At 63.5% G+C, this 20,808-nt stretch carries 18 protein-coding genes; 6 read left to right on the top strand and 12 right to left on the bottom strand.

The window, feature by feature from the left end; all coding sequences use genetic code 11:
• Window positions 1-23: 23 nt before the first annotated feature.
• From FFS30_RS01115 to FFS30_RS01105, 3 genes are read right to left on the bottom strand one after another with little or no spacing between them, the layout of a single operon-like run.
• Window positions 24-1,436, bottom strand: a complete 1,413-nt coding sequence (locus FFS30_RS01115; RefSeq protein WP_137911270.1) for an MBOAT family O-acyltransferase — start codon at window positions 1,434-1,436, stop codon at window positions 24-26.
• 6 nt (window positions 1,437-1,442) lie between these two features.
• Window positions 1,443-2,546 carry a hypothetical protein gene (locus FFS30_RS01110; RefSeq protein WP_137911269.1) on the bottom strand — a complete coding sequence of 368 codons (1,104 nt, stop codon included), beginning with the start codon at window positions 2,544-2,546 and terminating at the stop codon, window positions 1,443-1,445.
• A gap of 25 nt (window positions 2,547-2,571) precedes the next feature.
• The gene (locus tag FFS30_RS01105) at window positions 2,572-3,834 is read right to left on the bottom strand and encodes a 2OG-Fe(II) oxygenase (protein ID WP_137911268.1); all 1,263 of its coding nucleotides are present in this window, start codon (window positions 3,832-3,834) and stop codon (window positions 2,572-2,574) included.
• Between the two features lie 129 nt (window positions 3,835-3,963).
• Between FFS30_RS01105 and creD the strand changes: the two genes are divergently transcribed.
• The 3 genes from creD to FFS30_RS01090 all read left to right on the top strand — a co-directional run bounded on the left by creD (window position 3,964) and on the right by FFS30_RS01090 (window position 7,543).
• Window positions 3,964-5,301: a cell envelope integrity protein CreD gene (gene creD, locus FFS30_RS01100; RefSeq protein WP_137911267.1), complete on the top strand. Its 1,338-nt coding sequence runs from the start codon at window positions 3,964-3,966 to the stop codon at window positions 5,299-5,301.
• Between the two features lie 156 nt (window positions 5,302-5,457).
• The gene (gene tsaB / locus FFS30_RS01095; protein WP_137911266.1) at window positions 5,458-6,174 is read left to right on the top strand and encodes a tRNA (adenosine(37)-N6)-threonylcarbamoyltransferase complex dimerization subunit type 1 TsaB; all 717 of its coding nucleotides are present in this window, start codon (window positions 5,458-5,460) and stop codon (window positions 6,172-6,174) included.
• 169 nt (window positions 6,175-6,343) lie between these two features.
• Window positions 6,344-7,543 (top strand): mannosyltransferase family protein, encoded by a 1,200-nt coding sequence (locus tag FFS30_RS01090; RefSeq protein ID WP_137911265.1) that lies wholly within the window; start codon window positions 6,344-6,346, stop codon window positions 7,541-7,543.
• A gap of 45 nt (window positions 7,544-7,588) precedes the next feature.
• Here the strand turns inward: FFS30_RS01090 and FFS30_RS01085 are convergent, their stop codons facing one another.
• The 3 genes from FFS30_RS01085 to FFS30_RS01075 form a co-directional block, all read right to left on the bottom strand.
• On the bottom strand, window positions 7,589-9,406 hold the full coding sequence (locus FFS30_RS01085) for a DUF6311 domain-containing protein (RefSeq protein WP_137911264.1): 1,818 nt from the start codon (window positions 9,404-9,406) through the stop codon (window positions 7,589-7,591).
• A gap of 36 nt (window positions 9,407-9,442) precedes the next feature.
• Window positions 9,443-11,278 carry a hypothetical protein gene (locus FFS30_RS01080; protein WP_137911263.1) on the bottom strand — a complete coding sequence of 612 codons (1,836 nt, stop codon included), beginning with the start codon at window positions 11,276-11,278 and terminating at the stop codon, window positions 9,443-9,445.
• Window positions 11,279-11,373: 95 nt separating this feature from the next.
• A complete protein-coding gene (locus FFS30_RS01075) occupies window positions 11,374-12,318 on the bottom strand; it encodes a hypothetical protein (protein ID WP_137911262.1) in 945 nt (314 codons plus the stop codon).
• Between the two features lie 339 nt (window positions 12,319-12,657).
• Between FFS30_RS01075 and FFS30_RS01070 the strand changes: the two genes are divergently transcribed.
• Genes FFS30_RS01070 through FFS30_RS01060 form a run of 3 tightly spaced genes read left to right on the top strand, consistent with a single transcriptional unit; the run spans window position 12,658 to window position 14,525 of the window.
• Window positions 12,658-13,509, top strand: coding sequence for a glycosyltransferase (locus FFS30_RS01070; RefSeq protein WP_137911261.1), 852 nt, complete (start codon window positions 12,658-12,660; stop codon window positions 13,507-13,509).
• The gene (locus FFS30_RS01065) at window positions 13,506-14,120 is read left to right on the top strand and encodes a methyltransferase domain-containing protein (RefSeq protein WP_137911260.1); all 615 of its coding nucleotides are present in this window, start codon (window positions 13,506-13,508) and stop codon (window positions 14,118-14,120) included. Before FFS30_RS01070 ends, FFS30_RS01065 begins: the two co-directional genes overlap by 4 nt.
• A 45-nt stretch (window positions 14,121-14,165) precedes the next feature.
• Window positions 14,166-14,525 (top strand): GtrA family protein, encoded by a 360-nt coding sequence (locus FFS30_RS01060; protein ID WP_171014350.1) that lies wholly within the window; start codon window positions 14,166-14,168, stop codon window positions 14,523-14,525.
• Between the two features lie 55 nt (window positions 14,526-14,580).
• On the opposite strand, the gene FFS30_RS01055 is transcribed toward FFS30_RS01060, so the two are convergent.
• The 6 genes from FFS30_RS01055 to FFS30_RS01030 all read right to left on the bottom strand — a co-directional run bounded on the left by FFS30_RS01055 (window position 14,581) and on the right by FFS30_RS01030 (window position 20,748).
• Entirely contained in the window at window positions 14,581-15,234 is a 654-nt protein-coding gene (locus tag FFS30_RS01055; RefSeq protein WP_171014349.1) for a class I SAM-dependent methyltransferase, read from the bottom strand.
• A 209-nt stretch (window positions 15,235-15,443) separates the two neighbouring features.
• Complete coding sequence (locus tag FFS30_RS01050) at window positions 15,444-16,379, bottom strand: glycosyltransferase family 2 protein (protein WP_137911257.1); 936 nt, start codon at window positions 16,377-16,379, stop codon at window positions 15,444-15,446.
• A 201-nt stretch (window positions 16,380-16,580) separates the two neighbouring features.
• Entirely contained in the window at window positions 16,581-17,720 is a 1,140-nt protein-coding gene (locus FFS30_RS01045; RefSeq protein ID WP_137911256.1) for a class I SAM-dependent methyltransferase, read from the bottom strand.
• A gap of 31 nt (window positions 17,721-17,751) precedes the next feature.
• Window positions 17,752-18,687 carry a 2OG-Fe(II) oxygenase gene (locus FFS30_RS01040; RefSeq protein WP_137911255.1) on the bottom strand — a complete coding sequence of 312 codons (936 nt, stop codon included), beginning with the start codon at window positions 18,685-18,687 and terminating at the stop codon, window positions 17,752-17,754.
• Window positions 18,688-18,742: 55 nt separating this feature from the next.
• Window positions 18,743-20,482, bottom strand: a complete 1,740-nt coding sequence (ptsP, locus tag FFS30_RS01035) for a phosphoenolpyruvate--protein phosphotransferase (RefSeq protein WP_137911254.1) — start codon at window positions 20,480-20,482, stop codon at window positions 18,743-18,745.
• Window positions 20,479-20,748 carry an HPr family phosphocarrier protein gene (locus tag FFS30_RS01030; RefSeq protein WP_137911253.1) on the bottom strand — a complete coding sequence of 90 codons (270 nt, stop codon included), beginning with the start codon at window positions 20,746-20,748 and terminating at the stop codon, window positions 20,479-20,481. Before FFS30_RS01030 ends, ptsP begins: the two co-directional genes overlap by 4 nt.
• Window positions 20,749-20,808 lie beyond the last annotated feature (60 nt).

Below are 20,808 nucleotides of genomic sequence, written 5' to 3'. Positions count from 1 at the left end.
ACGCCCCGTTCGTCGGCGGGCCATTAAAACTGGAAGTAGACGAACGGAATCTTCGCGTCGATCTCGCCAAATAATTGCAGGGCGATCACTGCGACGACTGCGGCGGCAACCGCGGTGGCGAAGTTTGCGCGCGTGGCGAGCCAGTCCTGGAAACGGCGTTGGTAATCGAAGCCGCAGAAGAGCAAAGTCAGCAAAGGAATTGCCACAATCGCGGGATAGGCATAGACGAGCTGCAGGTCCGGGATGACGGCGAGCGCGTGCAGCGTCGTCCAGGTGGTCGCGAAATCCGGTGCGCGGAACGGTATCCAGCCGAGCGTGACGAGGAAAAAGGTAAGCGCAATCCAGAATGGGCGTAGAACCGGATGATCGGCGGTGCCGGCCCATCCGCTGCCGACGACAGCCTTGCGCCAGTAGCGATGGCCGACGAGCAGCGAGCCGTGGTAGAGGCCCCAGACCGCGAAATTCCAACTGGCGCCGTGCCAAAGTCCACCGAGCCCCATGACGATGAGCAAATTCGTGCTCGTGCGCAGCTCGCCTTTGCGGTTGCCGCCGAGCGGGACGTAGAGATAGTCGCGCAGCCACGACGACAACGAGATATGCCAGCGCCGCCAGAAATCGCTGATGTCGGCGGAGAGGTAGGGGCGCTCGAAATTCGACGGGAACCGATAGCCGAGCAGGCGCGCGCAGCCGCGTGCGATGTCGGTATAGCCGGAGAAGTCGAAATAGATCTGCATCGAGAACGCGAGCACGCCGATCCAGGCCGGCACCGCAGCGCCGTTCCACAAGCCGCCGTGGAAATACGCATCCGCGATCGGCGCGTAGAAATTCGACAGAGCGATCTTCTTGAACAGGCCTTTCAGAATTTCCCGCAGTCCCCAGCGGGCATCCTCGTCGCTCAGCGAGAGTGGCAGACCGACCTGCGGGAAGAAATTCATCGGCCGAATGATCGGGCCGGCAATGAGATGCGGAAAGAAGGAAATGAACAGGGCGAAGTCGAGTGCGTTTCGCCGCGCAGGCAGGTCGCGTCGATAGACATCGACCGCATAGGCGATGCCTTCGAAGGTGAAGAAGCTGATGCCGACCGGAAGCACGATGCGCAGAGTCATGCCGTGGGGGTCGAGATGAAGCAGCGCGGCGAGCGTGTCGGCGAAGAAATTGAAATACTTGAAGAAGCCGAGCGTGACCAAGTTGAACGCGATCGCGCAGATCAGCGCGCGTTTTCGCGACTTGTCCTCACTGTCGTCGATCCACAGGCCGAACAGCCAGTTCGCCAGTGTCGAGGCGCCGAGCAGGGCGACGAAGCGCACGTCCCAACATGCGTAGAAGACGTAGCTCGCGACGACCAGCAGCCATTTTCCGGCAGTCGGACGCAGCGCGGAGAGAAGCAGAAGAACGACGGCGAAGAACAGCCAGTACTGAAGGGTGTCGAATAGCATGCGGGCTCAGTGCACCAACGGCGCGATTTTTTCGGCGAGGAGAGCCGAGAACGCTTCGCGGCCGGCGTGGTTCATATGCTGCGTGTCGAAAAAGTACTGCGGCTTTTCGAACTGCACGAAGGCGTCGCCCGGCAGGACATGAATGCTTCCGGCGTTGCTTAGCTCCAGCAAGGCGGGATTGGGCTGCGGTGGCGGCACGAGCAATCCGTGCCAAGGCCCACGCGGCACGCTGAACACGATGACCGGAATTCCGCGTGCGTGGTAACGCGCGGCGATGCGGCCGACCCATTCGCGCGAGTACGCCATGTTCGCGTTGCGGACGGCGGCATCTGCCTTGTTGTGTAGGCCGTGGAAATACGGTTCGAGTTTCGCCTTCAGTGCAGCGGGATCGGTTTCACCCCAATCGCTTGGCATTGCGGTCGCCGCATCAAGCGGCAGCTGGGGTAAGGCTTCTGAGTGCCCGGGATAGGTGGCTCCGGCCCCGATCCAACCGGGTCTGCCGACCAGGACTTCGTGCCTGCGTTTGGCTGGGTTGGCAATGAAGTCGAGCAGATCCAGGCGCATCGCCTGCAGGGGCAGCAAGATCGCGCGTCGCGCGCGTTCACGCAATTCGGGGTCTAGGAACGAAGCAGGGTAGTCGAACAGGTCCGAGAGTCGCAGCAACGGTGCGGCATACGCGGTGTCGAGGGGATAGTCGGCAGAGAGTCCGCCCCAGAGCGACAGATCGTAATCGACCATCAGGGCAATCCCCGCGTAACGATCGGCGTTCGGATCGACTTCTCTGAGCAGGTAATTCCACACCCTTGGCGATGTGCCCGCGACCGATCCGTTGACGAAGTGCAGATTGCTTGCGCCGAGAGCGGCGTCCGCGGTCGGCCAGGAAAATCCCTCGCCGATCTGGGAATTGCCGAGTACCAGAATGTTCCTGCGTTTCGGGTCGGTGTAGTGGCGTATGAGCTCGATGTCGCTGACGGTTGCACCGGCGGTCGAATTGGGCTCGATCCACGGCGCATAGAGGCCGCTGCGGAATACGGCGGCATCGGTCAAGATGAGAATCAGCGCCGTCGCTGCGACGAGTTTCAGCAGCGCCGAAATGCGGGCGAGCATCAATTGTTTTCTTCTTTTTCGATTGCGCTCAATGTAGCACCATCGCCTCGCAGAGCATCCATGCCAATCCGCGATCGTCGCCCGATTCGCCGAGCGTGGCGGGCACGAAATGCGTTGCTGCGTGGATCTTCAGTTCGACTCTTTCGCCTGCGGCGCGTTTCACTTTCAACGAGATAGTCGAGCGCGCACCGCGCGCAATGTGATGGTCCCAGCGCTGGCCGTCAATTTCGATCGATAGGATCTGATCCGCAGGCAGTTGGGCCGGCGTCGACAGCTGGATTTCGATGCCGTGCATGGCGCGCTGGGGCACGAAGCTCAGGCGCAGATGCAGGCTGACCCAGCCGTCGTTCCAGATGCCCTGCGGCGCCTCGGTTTGCTTGACGTAGCCCTGCAGGGGCAGGCGCCACGCGCCGCGTGCTTCCTCGACCGCGTGTCTCAGAACCGCAAGCTGGTTGCTGTCGTGCTTCTCGCGTTCGTACAGGTATTTGAGCTGTCCGCGCAGATGCGCGAAGCGGCCGCGCAGGAGATTGAGGTCGTTCTCGTCGAGCGCTCGGCCGGCGCTCCAGCCGGCGGGCATGCCGTCGGGCACGTAGACGGTGGCATGCGAGGGCGCGGTCTCGGCGGCGGGCCGCTCCTTGGTGTACAGGTAGATCGCGAACGACTTGCGCGAGACCGATTTTTTGTCGTCCGGGAGGCGGATTTCCTCGAAGCCGTGCCACGACACTTCGTTGGTCTCGAAAATCACCGCGCGGTTGAACAGCGGCAGCACAGAGAGCTTGCGATTAGCCGCGGCGTTCCACGGGTCGGAGTGCAGCTCGAGCGCGCCGCCCCAGGACTCGTCCCACTCGTGATTGAGATAGACGATCAGGTTGAGGCGGCGGTGCGTGTTCGTGCGCGGGTGATAGTTGAAGTCGACGTGCGTGGCGAGACTTTGCCCGTCGCGGTTCTCGTGCGTGCCTCCGCCGACGTAGTCCTCGTCGTAGAGCAGATCGGGGATGCCGGTGACTTTCGCGACGTAGTCGAGGAATTCCCGCGTCTGTAGAAGTGCGTCGAGTTCGCCGTAGGCCGGCGACAGCTCGCGCACACCCATGCGCACGGCTTTGCCGCCGACTTCGCCCATTTCGTTGACGGCGTAACGGTCTTCGAAGCGCGGAAAGTCGTCGAGTATGCGCTGGCAGAACGCCGGATCGAAAAACCCGTCGATGACGACGTGGCGGAACGGTTGCGCGGTGCGGAAGCGGCGGGCGATCTCGTCGCCGGCGTTCGCCGCGCTGGGGGAAATCAACGACATGCAGGGGAGTCCTTCAAGGTCATGGGGTCAGATCGCGGCCAGCCTGCGACCGCAATTCGCCCGGTGAGGTCCATTTTATTGCCTGCGCAGGCGTTTGTGATTAACGCCGGAATCCCACGGAGAAGGACGATGGCAGTGAACCTCCCGCAATCGATCACGTTCAAGGTGCTCGGCATCGCGTTTCTCGCGCTGTTGATGCTGATCCCGCTTGTGCAGGTGCAGAGCCTTATCGACGAGCGCAGCAGCCTGCGCGCACAGGCGCTCGGCGATATCGCCCAGCGCTGGGGTGCGGCACAGAATGTCGGCGGTCCGGTGTTGGCGATACCCAAGCGCGTGCGTGTGCAGAGTTCGAGCGGCTGGGTCACGCACGACTACACTGAAATCGTGCTCGCCGACCGCCTGGCGATCAACGGCAGCCTGAAACCCGAGCTGCGCAGCTACGGCATCTACTCGACCCCGGTGTACGAGGCAGGGCTGAAGATCGACGGGCAGTTTCTCGCGCGCGATCTGCGCGCGCTTGAAGGGCGCAAGGGCGCTGCCGAGGAGACGCGCGAGACGACCTATCTTTTCGATCAGGCCGAGCTGCGTTTGCCGATCGCCGACGTGCGCGGCATACGCCGCATCTCGACGCTCAAGTTAGACGGTAAGGAACATGTGTTCGGCCCGGCCAACGGCAGCGGTGCGCTGCGCGCGATCGCGTTGTCGCTCGATCTTTCGACCTGGGTGAAGGCGGCGCAGGAGGACGAAGCGCACCGCTTCGAGCTGCAACTCACGCTGGCGGGCACGGGCAGCCTGCAATGGCTGCCGCTCGCGCGGCAGACGGAGGCGAGCCTTTCCGCGCCGTGGCCGAACCCCAGTTTCGTCGGCGGCTTCCTGCCGGCGCAGCGTGCGGTCGACGAAAAGGGATTTTCGGCGCAATGGCAGGTGCTCGATCTCAACCGCAGCTATGGGCAGCACTGGCAGGAGGGCGAAGGCAGCATCGATCCCGCCGCTGCGGCATTCGGAGTGAATTTGTACCAGCCCGCGGACGTCTATCAACAGAACGAACGCGCGGGCAAATACGGCGTGCTGTTCGTCGCACTGACCTTCGTCGCGTTCTTCCTGTTCGAGGTGCTGAAGAAGCTGCGTGTGCATCCGGTGCAGTATCTGCTTGTCGGCCTTGCGCTGACCACGTTCTACGTCGTGTTACTGGCCCTGTCGGAGCAGATCGGATTCGCCCTTGCCTATCTCGCCGCGGCGACGGCTGTGGTTTTGCTCGTCGGCGGCTACGCGGCGGCCGTCCTGCGCGCGCGCAAGGCGGGCGCGGTACTCGGCGCGGCGCTGGCGTTGATTTACGCACTGCTCTACGGCCTCGTCGTCAGCGAGCAGTATTCGCTGCTGATGGGGGCGATTGCGCTGCTGGTCGTCGTCGCGGCGCTGATGTATCTGACGCGGCGCGTGGATTGGTACACTTATGCCACTTCGTGATCGACGTCACCCACGGGGAGAAGCCGGCGCATATTGTGCAGCAGGCGAGGCTGAGTCCTCGCCGGGATCGACGGAGTTGCATTTCAGCGGCAGATTTTCCTTCACCGCCCTTCGGGCACCTTCTCCGGCAGGGGAAGGGAAGCAACAGCACAGACCATGAATTTTCTCGCCATCGATACCGCAACCGAAGCCTGTTCCGCCGCACTGAGTGTCGATGGAAAGATCATCGAGCGCAGCGAACTCGCCCCGCGCCGGCATGCGGAGTTGATCCTGCCGATGATCGATTCGCTGTTGACCGAAGCGCGGCTCGGCCGCCGCGATCTCGGTGGCATTGCGGTCGGGCGCGGCCCGGGCGCTTTCACTGGCGTAAGGCTCGCGATTTCGGTCGCGCAGGGACTCGCGCTCGGGCTCGATCTGCCGGTCGTGCCAGTGTCTTCGCTTGCCGCGCTCGCTTTGGATGCCCCGGACGACGACGCACATCGCGATTTACCGATTCTCTCCGTAGTCGATGCGCGCATGGGCGAGATCTATGCGGGTGCGTTCCGCCGCACGGACGACGGCCTCGTCGAAGCGATCTCGGACGAAACCGTCGGCGCGGCGGAAAAGTGGAATTTGCCGCAAAGTACACAAGGGTCGAGCCGCAGCTGGGTCGTCGTCGGTACCGGTTGGGACGCCTATCGCGAAGCGCTCGCCGCACGCCTGCCTGCGCCGCCGGTGTTCGCCGACGGTGCGCGCTATCCGCAGGCGCGAGCGGTACTGCGCCTCGCTGCGGCGCAGTTCGCTCGCGGGGCGGGCCTTGCGCCCGAAGCCGCGCTGCCGGTGTACCTGCGCGACAAAGTCGCACTGACGCTGGACGAACAGCGCGGGCGCTGAGCGCTCCCACTAGGGTTGTTCGCGGGTGGCCTGTATCGACGGCTCTTCGGCATCGCGCGACACCGTTTTGTTACATTTGCCGACGATTCTGGACATTCGGCGCGCGCCGCGGTCGGAACGCGACCGTTGTTGGGGCTGTTCGCCGCACGAACTCAGGGAGATTGTTCTCGTGCCTATACCGGAAACGTCCACAGTACCAACGTCGGCCGCCGCGGCGGTTGATTCTGGCAAGTCCGATTGGCCGGGCGCACTGAAAGTCGCGTTGTATGCGTTTTTTCTTTCGCGCCTGCTGATCTTTGCGGTCTTTGCGCTGAGTCTCGGTTATGCCGAATATCGCGCCGATCCGCAGAAATCCGCGGGCGTCGTGCGTATTTTCTCGCCGGGATTTTTCCAGCGCATTCCCGAGATCGCTTATTTCGGCGATGCCGGCTGGTATCTGAACGTCGCCGAGCATGGCTACGTCAAGCGTCCGTTCGATACGCGTGTGCAGGCGAATTGGGCATTCTTCCCGCTGCATCCCAAACTTTGGCGTCTGCTTATCGACATCGGCATTCCTCCGTGGCTGGGCGGGATGTTGTTGGCCAATATCTTCTTTCTGCTCGCACTGGCGCAAATCTGGCGCTGGGTGCGGCGGCTCAAGGACGACGAAACCGCAACACGCGCAGTGCTCTGCATCGCGTTCTGGCCGACGTCGTATTTCTTCTCGCTGCCGCACACGGAATCGCTGTTCCTGTTGCTGCTTTCGTCGAGCCTGCTCGCGATGCAGAGAGGGCGCTGGCTATCGGCGACGCTGTTTGCGGGCCTGTGCTCGGGAACGCGCCTGGTCGGTGTGCTCCTCGCGCCCCTGCTATGGTGGCAGGCGCGCGGGCAGGTGGGGTTCGCGAAGCGCACGGGACTGGCCTTGTTCGCAACGTTCGGCCTGCTCGCCTTCATGTGGATATTGTGGAGAAAGACCGGCGACCCGCTCGCTTTTGCACATATCCAGGTCGCCTGGGGGCGCGAAAGCGGGCATTTCCTCGAACCGTTGCAACACTGGTACCGCGATCCGCTCGTCTTCGCCGAGCCGTGGAATGCGCAGTGGCCGAATCTGTTCAGCCTCCTGCTCGGCCTCGGCGCGGCCATGTGGCTGGCCTGGCGCGGTTACTTCGGATTCGCGGCTTTCACCTTGTTCTCGATGGCATTGCCGTGGAACAGCGGCAGTTTGATAGCGATGGCGCGCTATGCGTCCACTTGTGTCCCGATATTCTTTGCTTTGGCCTGCTGGCTCAGACGTCCGAGTGGATTTTTTGCCTGGATGCTCGCGAGTGTTTCTCTGCTTGTCTTGATGGCCGCCACATTCGCTGCGGGCGAGCTGTTTCCAATGACCTGAGGCCGCAAACGCGGGACTGTCGAAGTGCCGCCAATGAGAGGCCGCCTAGCCGGAACGAGGCATAAGGCATCCGACATAGCCGTCGGCATCGGTGCATTGCATGTCGGCCGGGCTGCTTTTCCTGAAGTCATCGATTTGATCGGGGCGCACCACGTACAGCGTGTCGGCGTTGCGTACGCCTGCCGGGATCTGCTGCTTGAGCGCGGTGCAGTAATCGGCATAACCGCGCCCGTCCCAGCGAGCGACATAGCCGACATTGACGGTCAGCCCGTGATCGCCGGCGAGCAGGGAAAACGGGAAATACGGCACAGCCTGCTGCCCGCAGGCGAGCGGTGGGACCAGGACGATATGGCGGCGGCCCTGCGCGGCCTCGTTCCACCAGGGATCGTGCAATACGGGTTCCGCCTCGCGGGCGTAGGCACCCTCGCGCAGACGGAACGTTCGCGCATGCAGCGGAGTCAGGTCGAACACCTGGACGGCCAATCCGATGGTCAGCAGCGGCACGGCGAAGCGGCCGCCGCGCGCGGCGACTGCGGCGATGCCGAATATCGTAAGCAGGTAGCAGCTGAGCCATATGAAGCGTCCCGAGCTGCGAAATGTATCCAGGAAAGTGTGTCGATTCGGGGTTATGTCGAGGAGCGTCAAGCTGCCGACGGTGAACTTCGTGCCGAAGGCATACACGGTCATCAAGGCAGCGACGAGCAGCAGAGGCCACAGTCTTTGTGGGGAAATCTGCGAATCCCGCCTGGCGGCGAGCGCGATCACGCCGATGACGATCAGGAAAATCGCTCCAAGGCCGAGATAGCCGCATCCTTCGTACTGTCCGTTGCCGCCAGAAGGCAGCGTCGGCAGCCAGCGCGACATGTACTGGGGGTCGATCCAGGCGAGCAGGTTGGCGTTGTAAATGCCCAAAGAAATGCCGGCACCCGAAGGGCGGACCAGCAGGCCGCCGGACAGCCAGAAGCCCAGCAAGGTAATGCAGAGCAGGGCTGCGAAGCGGATGGCGGCGCTACGAACCGCCAGGCGCCTGTCCACGTAGGTTTCACGCAAATAGTAGGCGCATGCGATCGCAACGAGCATCGCATTCAAGTAGGGATGGACGAGTGCGGAGACAGCTGCCAATATCAGCCAGCCGGCGAACGTTTTCGTGGCACCGAGGCGATTGAAATACAGCCAGAGTCCGGCAAGCAGAATCCACTGCGTTGTGAGCGTGTCGTGATCGAGGCGGCCGAGAAAGACCGGCGCCAGCAGCAGAAATCCGGCGCCGATGACCTGCACTGCATAGCTCGGCGAAAAGCAGCGCACGAGCAAAGCGCCGAATACGCCCTGCAGCGCGCAATTGATCAATTGCCATAAGCCGATGTACTGAAATCTCCAAGGCAGCCATGCGGAGAACAACTTCAGCGGTATGGCGAGGAGCGGCAGCGAATCGGTATAGCTGATCGATGTTCCGACGGGATGCATGATCGCGTCGAAGGCGCCGGGCGGCCACATCCACTGCGCATTGCGATAGACATGCCAGCCGACGAAGTGCTGCGCCCAATCGCCGCGCAGCAGCCATTCGATACTGCCGGGGTCGACCAGGGCGAAACCTAAAGTCGCCACGAAGAACAGTACGCCGGCCGCGGCGCCGGCCAGGACCGGAACAAACCAAGATTGCCGTTTGCGCCAGGGGCCGACTGCCAGGCCGAGCAAAATCAGTGCTGCGCAGACGGCACCGAAGACATCCGCGATGAAACCCGGATAGCCCGGTTGTTCGGAATGCAGCCAGAGCAGGCGGCGCAGTACGTATCCGCTCAGGACGACGATTGCCGGCACATGCAGCCAGCCGGAGCGGGCGAATGGCGAAGCGGTATCCCGCATAGGGGTTTTATTCGGCGGCAGCATGCGGCACCCGATTCATTCGCAATGAGGATCGACAGTGCCGAGCGTGATGCCTTGCTTGGTATGAGTGTTGAGCAGGGCGAGCACGTATTTCTTGTTCTCGTCGAAGTCGCGTACATAACCGTCGAAGCCGCGTTTGCTGCGAACGCGAAAAAGCAGGTCGGGTTCGTTGGGTGCGGCGTGGCTGAATTCGGTCAGGCCGGCGATGCGACGGTCCTCATCGAGGATGGCAAGCATACCCTCGGTGTAGACCCTGCGTTTGCCTTGGGTTACGGCGCCTTCGAGATGGCCCGCGTTGCGCTGAGTAGGATAATCGAGCACCGGTTGGAGCCAGCAGGCATGTGCGGCGACATTCGGGTCTTTTTCCAGACTTCCCTGCCAGGGTGCGCCGATCTGTTGCCACTCCGGGTCGGTGAACATGGCCAGGTGCTTGCTGCGCAACAGTGCAGCTTGGCGCATGCGCGCTTCCACCCCCATGTCCTCGCCGGGAAAATGCGCATCGTCGAATATTCCGCTGCGCAGCGACGCGGCGGCCTGCTGGGAAGATCGATACACCAGCAAACTCCATATGGTTTGATCGCGCTGCGAAACCGCCATGACGATCGGCAGCAAAATCAAGCCGAAAATGCCGACGGCCTTGGGCAAAGGACGCGCGCTCTGGGCGATCCATGAAACGGCGAGCAAGCTAAGGCCAAGCCAGAAAAGGCAAGGCCACGTCATATAGCGGTCGGCGAATATCTGGTCGGGGTGGGCGTGAAACGATGCGATTCGCGGAAACACGCTGAGCACGGCGCTGGCGGCTGCGTAGATCGCCAGTCCGGTGGCCACGGCCTCCAATCGGTTGAGCGGCTTCGGCCGAATCAATCGCGACAGGACGTACCAGGCTAACGCGACGATTCCGGCGCCGCCGACGATGCCCCCCCATGTTTGCCAGCTCAGGCCAGTAATTGCCATGAGGCCCGTGGCCGAGTGCTGCATGAGCCATTCGAGTGCAGTGTGGTGGCCTGGCCAAGGCCCGGTCCCGTAGTCGGCAAGGCCCAGCCAGATCAGGCACCACGGCGATGACAGCCATTGTGCCGTGACGACCGCGCCCTCGACGAGGCTCGTGCTGACTTGAGCACGCACGTTTTGTCCGCCCGGCAGCACGAAGATGTACAGCACCAGGGAAATACCGAGCGTGGTCAGCGGAACGAGCAGCCAGCGCAGCGGCAGGCGCAACATCAGTCCGAGCGCGAGGACGCAAACGAAGCCGGCGAGGCCCACGCCGAAACTGAAAGTCGCCACCACGCAGGCCGCCGAGGCGGCAAACAACAGGGCGATACTGCGTCGCTGAGCCGATGCGTAGGTCCAAAGACAGGCCAGCAGGACCGCCAGCGTCGGCAGATAGCCGTGCAACGCTTCGCTGCCGTGCATAAGGCGGCGCGCATTGCCTAGCCAGAGGAGACCCAATACAGCCAGCATGACGCAGGCGCATCGAGCGACCAGCGGCAGGCGCTTTTCCGTCCATCCGACCATCGCGACGATGGCAGCGATTGCGTAGGCGCAAAGAGTGCCGACGGTCAATTGCAGATATTGATTGGCATCCAGCCACTGAATCTCAGCGACTCGCAGCAGATTCGGAAAAATCGGCCGATGGCCGTTCGCGTTCTGGATTACGTTGAGCGGAAACACATCGCCGAGAAAAATCTCGTACTCGCGCCATTGGTCGAACATCGGCTGGCGCCAGCCGAAATTGATGATGGCGCACAGTGTCGCCCACGCATACAAAAGCGCTGCAAGCAGGAAAAAACCGCACAGCACCCAATAGGCCAACCGGCGGATGCGAAGAGGGCTTAGCGCGAGAGCGGACATGTTCGGACGATTTTTGCAATTACGGCAGGCATGGGCATTGGTAAAAAATTCCGCAGGGATTCGTCGCTGGAATCGGCGTTCGGCACGGGCGCAGATTATGCCGCGGTGAGCAAGCCGCTGAGGAACACGGGGCCGGGCCGGTCGATCAGCTTTTGCCCGTAATCCGCCCAGTTGCCGCGAAAATAGGCGTAATCCGGCGCAGAGCCGAGTTCGGATATGCGCGGCGACAAACAGGGCAGTGCGGTCGTGCGCAACAGGAACGCGTAGTCGAGATCGGCTGGCAAGCGCGTCGAGGCCGATGCGCAACGCGGGTGGCGGCACCAGAGACTACCCGTGTCATGCGTGCTGACGATGCCGGCGGCGACGATGCGCGACGCTGCGTCGACGTGCAGCGGCCGGTCGATGTCGAGCGACAACGCGCGCAGACTCACGAGCGAGTTGCTGAAGCCCGCCAAGGGCAGGCCGCAGCTCTCGGCGAGTCTCTCGGCCGAATGCCATTTCCATGCGTCTAGCGCGTGCGCAGCTGCCCATGCAGGAATGGCGTTGCTGCGAACGGCCGCAGGCGCGTCGATTGCCTGCAAAACGGAGTCGACCGTGCGCTCGACCACGGGCGAATCGATCCGCGGATGACGATCGTCGCGATATTCGGCCGATGTTTCGACGATACCGAGCTGCCTGAACAGATCGCGCAAATCGATAACGGTCAATCCGAGTTCCGTGGCATCCGCTGCGCAGAGAGATTCGAGCGGGCTTCTGCGCGCGAGATGTTTCTTCGGCGGCGTCATCAGCACGATCAACCGCGCGCCGCGCAGAAGAATGTGCTGCCACGCCACGCGTCTGGCGCGGATCACGTCCTCCTCTGGGACGTAGGCCTCTTCGACGAGCAGGGTATCGAGCAGGCTGTATTCCCAAACGACGGTGTCCGTCGCCTCGATTTGCATTTCCGCATCGAGCACGCGCATGCAGCCCATGATCGACGTCTGATCGCCAACCGACAGATTGCGCAGTTGCGTGCCCGCGGACGCCAGCCGCTCGGCCAATTTCGATACATAGCCGCCGGCTTCGATGGAAACCGAAGTGCCTACAATCCAGCAAATCGAATTGCGCGCGGTTCGCTTCTTTCTGCCTAAAAACGATAGATCCATCATCGCGACGCGGTCAGTGCGGCCTGGGCGGGAAAATGCCGGTGCCTGATATTGGCATATTCTAGTTTCGTTCGGTTTTCGATTGGCGTCGCCGGCGCGAGGCGCCAAGCCAGTTTAACCCAATCCGCACGGCTCACGACCGGCGCGCGGCGGAGGCGAATCCGCCCGGCGCCGATCGGGTATCATGCCCCGCCCGCACCCACAGTTCCCATACCGATCCACGTCGCGCGGCCCATGCAGAATCCACCCCCGCTCGTTTCCGTTTGCATTCCCGTCTATCTCGGCGCTGCTCATCTGCGCGCGACGATCGACTCGGTGTTTGCGCAGACTTTCGCGGATTTTGAACTGGTTGTGATCGACGACGATTCGCCGGACGGCACGCAGGCGATCGCGGAAAGCTATGCCGATCCGCGCATCCGCTATCTGCGCAATGCGCGCAATCTCGGCGCACAAGGCAACTGGAACCGTTGTCTCGACGAGGCACGCGGAACTTACTTCAAGCTGCTGCCGCAGGACGATCTGCTCGCAGCGGATTGTCTCGCGCGGCAAGTCGCGGTGCTGGAACGGGATCGCGATCGCAGTCTCGCCTTCGTTTTCGGCACACGCGACTTCATCGATGCGGCCGAACGCCGGGTTCTGCGGCGCGCGGCCTTCGGTGGCCGCGATCGCCGTATCGCCGCCGCCGACTTGATCGCCTCCTGTATTCGCAAAGGCACCAACTTGGTCGGCGAGCCGGGCAATGTGCTGATGCGCCGCGAACTCGCCGCGCGCATCGGGAAGTTCGACGGCCGCTACGGTTACATGATCGATCTCGACTACTGGTTTCGCGCCCTGCGCGAGGGCGACGCGCACTACCTTGCCGAACCGCTTTCGTCGTTCCGTATTTCGCCGGGCTCGTGGAGCGTGGCGATCGGCCGGCGCCAGAGCGAAGAGTTCGCCGCATTTGCGCGCGCCTATCAAAGTACGCCGGGCTATCGCATCGGTCGCACGGATCTCGCGCTCGGCATCGGTGTGGCGAAGATCAATGCGCATCTGCGCCAGGCCGTGTACTGGTGGCTGCTGCGGCGCGGACGGACGGCAGCATGAGCGATACCGCGCAGGAATTCGATCGCGCCTATGCCGCGGAACAACTGCGGCGCAGCCGCCATCCGCTGCGCCGACTGGTCAAGAAACTCTATCTCGATCGCGTATTGCGCGAGATATCGGGGCCGACGATCGACTTCGGCTGCGGCGCAGGCCAGATACTTGCGCGTCTGCCGGCGGGCTCGGTCGGACTCGAGGTCAATCCGCATTTGGTCGAAGCGCTACAGCAGGACGGGATGGACGTGCGCCTGTACGATGCCGCGGCCGACGATTTCTCGCTGTCGCCACTGGAGCCGAACCGCTACCGTTCCCTGGTCATCTCGCACGTGCTCGAACACTTCAGCGACACGGCGCAGGTGATGCACAAACTCTGGGGCGCCTGCCGAAGACTCGGTGTGACGACTATCGTTGCTGTCGTGCCGAGTGCCAAGGGCTACGCGTCGAGCGCGGTGCACAAGACCTTCGTCAATCTCGACTGGTTGCGCGACAACGGACTCGAGCGATGCGAAGGTTACGTTCTCGATCGGGCCGGCTACTTTCCTGTCGACGCGGAAGCAGTAGGCGACTGGTTCGTGTTTCACGAACTGCACCTGCGCTACCGGCGGGAAGCTTAGATGCCGAGGCCGGGCCCATTTTGGGTTCGCCGCTTCAGGGCGCTCATGCATCCGCAATTCGTGCGTTATCTCGTGGTCGGTGCAGCGAATACCGGCTTCAACCTCGTCGTCTATTGGACGATGCTCTGGCTGGGGCTTGCCGTGCCATGGGCGAGCCTCATTTCGCTGGTCATCGGTATCTTGATCAATTTCACCACGCACAGTGTCTTTGTCTTCGCCAACCGCGATCCGCGCAAGCTGCTGCCGTATCTTTTCGTCTGGCCGGTGCTGTATGTGGTCAATCTCGGTTTTATCGGAGCGCTGATGCACTTTGGTGTTGGCGCCCCGCTGGCCGGTCTGTTTTCGGCTCCGCCGACGCTGTTGCTGGCAAATTTCATGCACAGGTCGCTGGTTTTCCGCGCCTGACATGCGGTGCACAGCCGGCGCATCGGCACGAGCCGAACGGCGGGTCCGACCCGGATCAGCGCTTCGTCAGCCAATACGCATGAGCGCCTGTCGGCACGAGGCGCGAGAACAACAGGCCGAACGGCAGGAGTGCGGCGAACAGCGCAAAGTGGAAGCGGCCGGCAAGAACGACGGCGAGGCTTCCTGCGAATCCATTCGGGAATGCCGCCGGTCGGTCGCGCACGAGGTCGAAGCCGTATTGCTGCGCCAATTCCTGTATGTGCGGCTTGCCGGGAAAACAGATGTGCCTCGGCGCATCGAGGCTATGCCACTTTTTGCCGAACAGGCGCGCTTCGAAAGATTCGGCGTCGGGTACGACCACGTACATCGTGCCCTGCGGTTTCAGCAGCCGCTGCGCGTCCGCGAAGACCTCTCCGGGGTCGAGCACGTGCTCGAGCACCATATGCAAGGTCAATACATCGACATTGCCTTCTTCGCTGGCCAACAGCGCGGAGCGCGTGGAATGGATCGGCACGCTGAGCGCCGCCTGCACATGTGCCGCTTGGGCCGCGCCGCGTTCGTAGCCGATCAAGCGCAGATCGCGCCGTGTCGACAACGTGTCGAGGAAACCGCCGTCGCCGCAGCCATAGTCAAGCAGGGTCGCATGTACCTTCTGCGCAGGCGAAAAATACATGTCCGCCATAACGACACGCCGCAGCAGCTTGAACAAAGGTGACTTGGCAGCGTGTATCGGATAGTCGCTGTACAGTGCGCTTGTATCCGGGGGGCGTGGAAACTGCTGCAGCAGGGCGCATCGCGTGCAGCGAACATAGTCGACGACGTGTGGGGTACCGAGGTAATAGTCCTTGCAGCGAGGGAAGACCAACTCCGCGTCTTGTCCTTCGCAAAGCAGACAACGGAAATCGTTCGTCATGAGCCCTAGATGATTTTCTCGACAATGTAACGGGGCCGGCGCTTTGTTTCCAGATAGATCTTGGCGATGTATTCGCCGATGATGCCGATGCCGAGCAGCTGTATGCCGCCGAGGAAATAGACCGGCACGACCGTCGACGCCCAGCCGGGTACGCTGACGCTGAACAAGAAGCTGCGCACCAGAATCCAGCAGGTGATCGCAAAGCTGAAGATCGATACGACGATGCCGAACAGGGTGATCCAGCGCAGCGGCGCGGAAGTCAGCGAGGTCAGCCCGTTCCATGCGAGAGAGAGCATCTTGCGCATCGGATATTTCGATTCTCCCGCAAAACGCCCGGCGCGCGCGTAGTAGACCTTGGCGGTCTTGAAGCCGAGCTGCGGAACGATGCCGCGCAGGAACAGGTTGACCTCTTCGAACTGCTTGAGCGCGTCGATCGCGGTCCGGCTCATCAGCCGGTAGTCGGCATGATTGAAGACGACATCGGCGCCGAGCAGGCGCATCAGGCGATAAAAACTCTCTGCGGTCCAACGCTTGAACCAGGTGTCGGTCTCGCGCAGAGCGCGTATGCCGTATACGATTTGCGCGCCTTCCGAGTATCGCGCGAGCATGTCGCGGATCGCGCCGGGGTCGTCCTGCAGATCGGCGTCGATGCTGATCAGCACGTCGCCGGATACGCTGAGCAATCCCGCGATCAACGCGTTCTGATGGCCGCGATTCTTCGCCAACTTGATGCCATGGATGCCGGCGTCGTTGGCCGCGGCGCTCTCGATCAGCGGCCAGGTGCGGTCGGTCGAGCCGTCGTCGACGAAGGTGATCGAAGAATCGGCGTCGATCAGATTCTCGCCGACGAGTTCGTCGCGCAACGCGGTCAGGCGCGCGATCGCGGCCGGCAGCACGGCTTCTTCGTTGTAGCAGGGCACGACCAGGGCGAGTTTGATCATTTGCCGCGATTCCGTGAGATGGGCGAGTCGTGTAGCGGAGGTGCTGCGGGCCCGGCGCCGGCGAGGATCGCGGCGAGGCAACCCGTGATCGCGATCGTGCGGCATCCGCCGCGCCGCGAAATATCCCCTGGTCGAATCATAGCGAATTTGTGCGGCGAATCGCGGCGGCGCGTCCGCATTTGCGCCGCGCCCGCGGCACCTTCAGCGCGGTAGAGGCTGCTTGCGCAGGCAGAATTCGGGCGTCAGATGCCGCCAGACGACCGGGGCCGCGCGTTCGCCGCGTCCGGGCGACTTGGCGCGCAGCACCGCGAGCATATGCGTCGGCGTGATGTTGCCGGCGAGAATCTCGGCGTCGTCGCGCTCCTGCACGCGGTCGATAAAGGCGAGATCGGCCGGCGAAGCGGCGTCGAAGTGCGGGCCGAAGCTGCGGTCGATGAAAGGGTCGATCAGATTCGAGTAGGCGTAGAAGAAGTCGAAGCCGAAGCGCTCGACCAGCAAAGGCAGCACGTCTTGCGCGCGCACGCCCTCGAAGCCTTCGCGCGAGCAGTCCCAGTCGCGGAAGGTCTTCTCGCGGCGTTTGAGTTGCAGGTTGTAGCGATAGCTTGGTGGCAGTTCGCGCCAAAGTTCGCGCACGATCGCGAGCGCCTCGGGCCAGCGCTGGTGACCGTTGCGGCCGATCATGTCCGATGTGGCGAAGACGCCGTGCACGGAAAGACTGCGCACGATCGCATCGAACAAACCTTCCAGATCGACGACGTGGTGCAGGCTCTGATTGGCGATGACGGCGTCATAGCGGCGCTGCGGCTGCCAGCGATTGAAGTCGGCTTCGATCGGCAGCACCTGCCCGCCGACGCCGGCCTCGTGGGCGAGCGCCGCGCCGCGCTCGCGCATCGCGCGGTTGAGTTCGAGGCAGTCGATAGTGAAATCGGTGATCCCGCGTTCGCGCAGGGCCACAGCGATGCGCACTTCGGTGTCGCAGTTGCCGGCGCCGATGCTGACGAAGCGCGCCGGCCGCGCCGTCGTTGCGCGGAAGGCGCGTTCGAGAGTCGCAATGAAGAACTGCTCGGGATCGGAGAAGCCGAACGTCTCCAGGCGTGGGCGCAGATATTTGTTCGACCAGTAGTGCGCGATCGGCGGCAGGTCGTGGACTTCGGTCTGCGTCTCGAAGATCGCGGTTTCGTTGTCGACGTGTGCGCGGTACGCGGCATCGTCGATGCGGCCCGTGTGCGCGATCGCGCGCGGGGCGAACGCGCGCCAGACTTCGCGCAAGGGCTCCTGCACCGCGGGCGGCAGCCGCCGCGCGAGCGGAACGACATGGCGGCGCAGGAAGGAACGGATCATGGACTGTGCGAGCGAGGTGAACTCGATCCGCTCAACTGCCGCGCCAGCGCCGCAGTGCGACCTGGGCGACGTGGCGCAGACGCCCGAGCCGACCGCCGTACAGCGCGGCCTGGGCCTGCTCGAATTGCCCCGTCATCGCAGTCAGATCGCGATAGAGGCGCTGATTATGTTGGTCGCGCCGCGCGAGCAGGCCGCGCAGCTCTTCGACGTCGGCCGCATCGAGCGTGCGCCCGGCGGCGAAGCGCGCGGGCAGCGGTGCGTCGACGTAGATCGTCGAATGCGTGCTCGCGGTTTCTTCGACCGGGCGGTCCGTCGTGTAGAAATACAGCGCCACCGACTTGCGCGCGAGCGTCTGCCTGTCTTCAGGCAGGGCGATGCGCGGAAAACCGTGCCAGCTCGTTTCGGTGGTTTCGAAGATCACTGCGCGATTGAAGCGCGGCGTGATGGTGATGACGCGATCGTCGGCGCTGCGCGGATCGCTGTGCAGCTGCAGCGATCCGCCCCAGTCGTCCTGCCACTCATGGTTGAGATAGACGATCAGATTGAGGCGCCGGTGCCAGCGGTTCACCGGATGGCGGTTGAAGTCGACGTGCGCGTCGAGGTCCTGACCCTGGCGGTTTTCGTGGGTGCCGCCGCCGAAGTACCACGGATCGTAGAGCAAGCTATCGATGCCGGTGATACGGCTGATCAGGTCGAGAAATTCGCGCGATTGCACGAGGTCGTCGAGCGCGGCGTAGGCGGCGCCGAGCCCGCGAATGCGCTCCACGGTCGATTTGTTGCCTAGCTCGCCCGCCTCGTTGCGCGCGTTGCCGCGCTCGAACGGCGGAAATTGGTCGAGCAACTGTGCGGCGTAATCGGGCGAAAAGAAATCGTCGATGACGATGTGGCGGAACGGCTCGCGCGGGGCGAAGCGTGCGGCGAGCACATCCGTCTTCGCCAACAGATTCGGATTGATCGGGCTCGACATGAACGAGGACGCGGAGGAGAGGCCGGCAATGATGACACAGGGCCGCCGGGCGATTTCAATCCCCGCGCAGTTGGGCTAGCGCGCGCTCGATGCCGGCACGCGACTGCGCGCGCAAGAGCGTTTTCGACGCCGTACGCAGCGCCTTGTGGTCGCTGTTGGCGATCGCGTGGCGGACTTCGAGCAGGGACGAAGGATGCATGGAAAAATCGGTAAGACCGAGCGCCAGCAGCAAGGCCGTATAGCGCGTATCGCCGGCCATCTCGCCGCAAAGCGTCGCCGTCTTCTTCGCGCGCTGGGCGGTGGCGATGATCTGCGCGAGCAGTTTGAGCACGGCCGGATGCAGCGGGTCGTGGAGCACCCCGAGCGCCTCGTTGCCGCGGTCCGCGGCGAGAATGTACTGGGTCAGATCGTTGGTGCCGATCGAGATGAAGTCGAGGTGGCGGATCAGCGAGGACAGCGCGATCGCCGCGGCCGGCACTTCGATCATCGCGCCGAACTCGTACTGGTCGGCGATCTCGTGGCCTTCGGTGCGCAGCTCGCGCGCGCATTGCGCGGCGAGCGCGCGCGCGGCGACGACTTCCTCAGCCGCGGTCACCATCGGCACGAGGATGCGTACCGGCCCGTAGCGGCTCGCGCGCAGGATCGCGCGCAGCTGCGTCGCGAATAGATGCGGGCGCCGCATCGACAGACGCACGCCGCGCACGCCGAGCGCAGGATTGTCTTCGTCGGTCAGGGCGATGCCGGAACTGTCGGCCTTGTCCGCGCCGAGATCGAGCGTGCGGATGGTGACCGGCAGGCCGCCCATGCCGAGCACGAGTTCGCGATAGGCGTGGAACTGCTCCTCCTCGCCCGGTGCGTCGCCGCGCTGCAGGAACAGGAATTCGGTGCGGTAGAGGCCGACGCCGCTGACGCCCATCGCATGCGCCTGGGCGATGTCGGCAGGCTGTTCGGCATTGGCGTGGAGGCGGATCTCGACTTCGTCGCGCGTCTGCGTGCGCGCGCCGCGCAGGCGCGACAGTTCGTCGAGGCTGCGTGCCTGCTCGCGCTGGTAATTGCGGTAGACGGCGAGATCCTGCGCGGTCGGATGGACAACGACGTGGCCGCTGCGGCCGTCGACGAGGATCAGGTCGTCGTCGGAGATTTCCTTGAGCGCATCGTGCACGCCGACCAGCATCGGCATGCGCATCGAGCGGGCGAGAATCGCGCTGTGTGAAAGCGGGCTGCCGCCGGTCGTGACCAAGGCGAGCACGCCGGTCTCGCGCATCTGCGCGAGTTCGGCCGGGGCAACGGTATCGCTGACCAGGATCGTGCCGACGCGCGCGGCGATCTGGCGTTCGGCCGGTGTCTTGTCGCGCGTCAGCTCGCCCTGCACGCGGCCGATCACGTGATCGACGTCCTCGCGCCGGCTACGCAGGTAAGGATCGTCGATGGCATCGAACGCGGCGACGAGGCGGTCGCGCTGTACCTTGAGCGCCGCGCTCGCGCGCAGGCGGCCGGTGCGAATCAGGTCGTAGAGGCCGTCGACGAGTTCGGGATCGTCGAGGATCATGCTGTGCGCGTCGATGAACTCGCCGACTTCGTGCGAGAGCGCGCCGTGCAGTTTGTCGCGCAGCGCGGCGAGTTCGGAGCGCGCGGCAACGAGCGCGGAGGCGAGTTTGGCGACTTCGGCTTCGACTTCTTCGGCCGGCAGCGGGCGCTCGTCGACGCTGATCTGGCTGGGCTGGACGAGGCGCGCGCGGCCGAGCGCCACGCCCTTGGCGGCGGTGGTTCCGTTGAGGACGAGGCGCCCGCTCACGCGCCCTCGTCGAATTTACGCGCGAAGAGGTCGGCCATCGCGGTCATCGCCGCTTCCTCGTCCGCGCCGTCGGTGCGCAGGATGATCGGATTGCCGACGCCGGCGGCGAGCATCATCACGCCCATGATGCTTTTCGCGTTCACCTCGCGGCCTTTGAAAATCAGAAACGCATTGGATTTGTAGCCTTGCAGCAGTTGCACGAGCTTGGCCGAGGCGCGCGCATGCAGGCCGAGCTTGTTGCTGATGGTGACTTCGCGTTCGATCATCGATTCGGGATTCGGGATTCGGGATTCGGGATTCGGGATTCGGGATTCGGGATGGGGCCG

Source organism: Rudaea sp. 3F27F6, assembly GCF_005503555.1.
Classification (GTDB): domain Bacteria; phylum Pseudomonadota; class Gammaproteobacteria; order Xanthomonadales; family Rhodanobacteraceae; genus Rudaea.
This window is presented reverse-complemented; position numbering and strand designations above follow the sequence as displayed.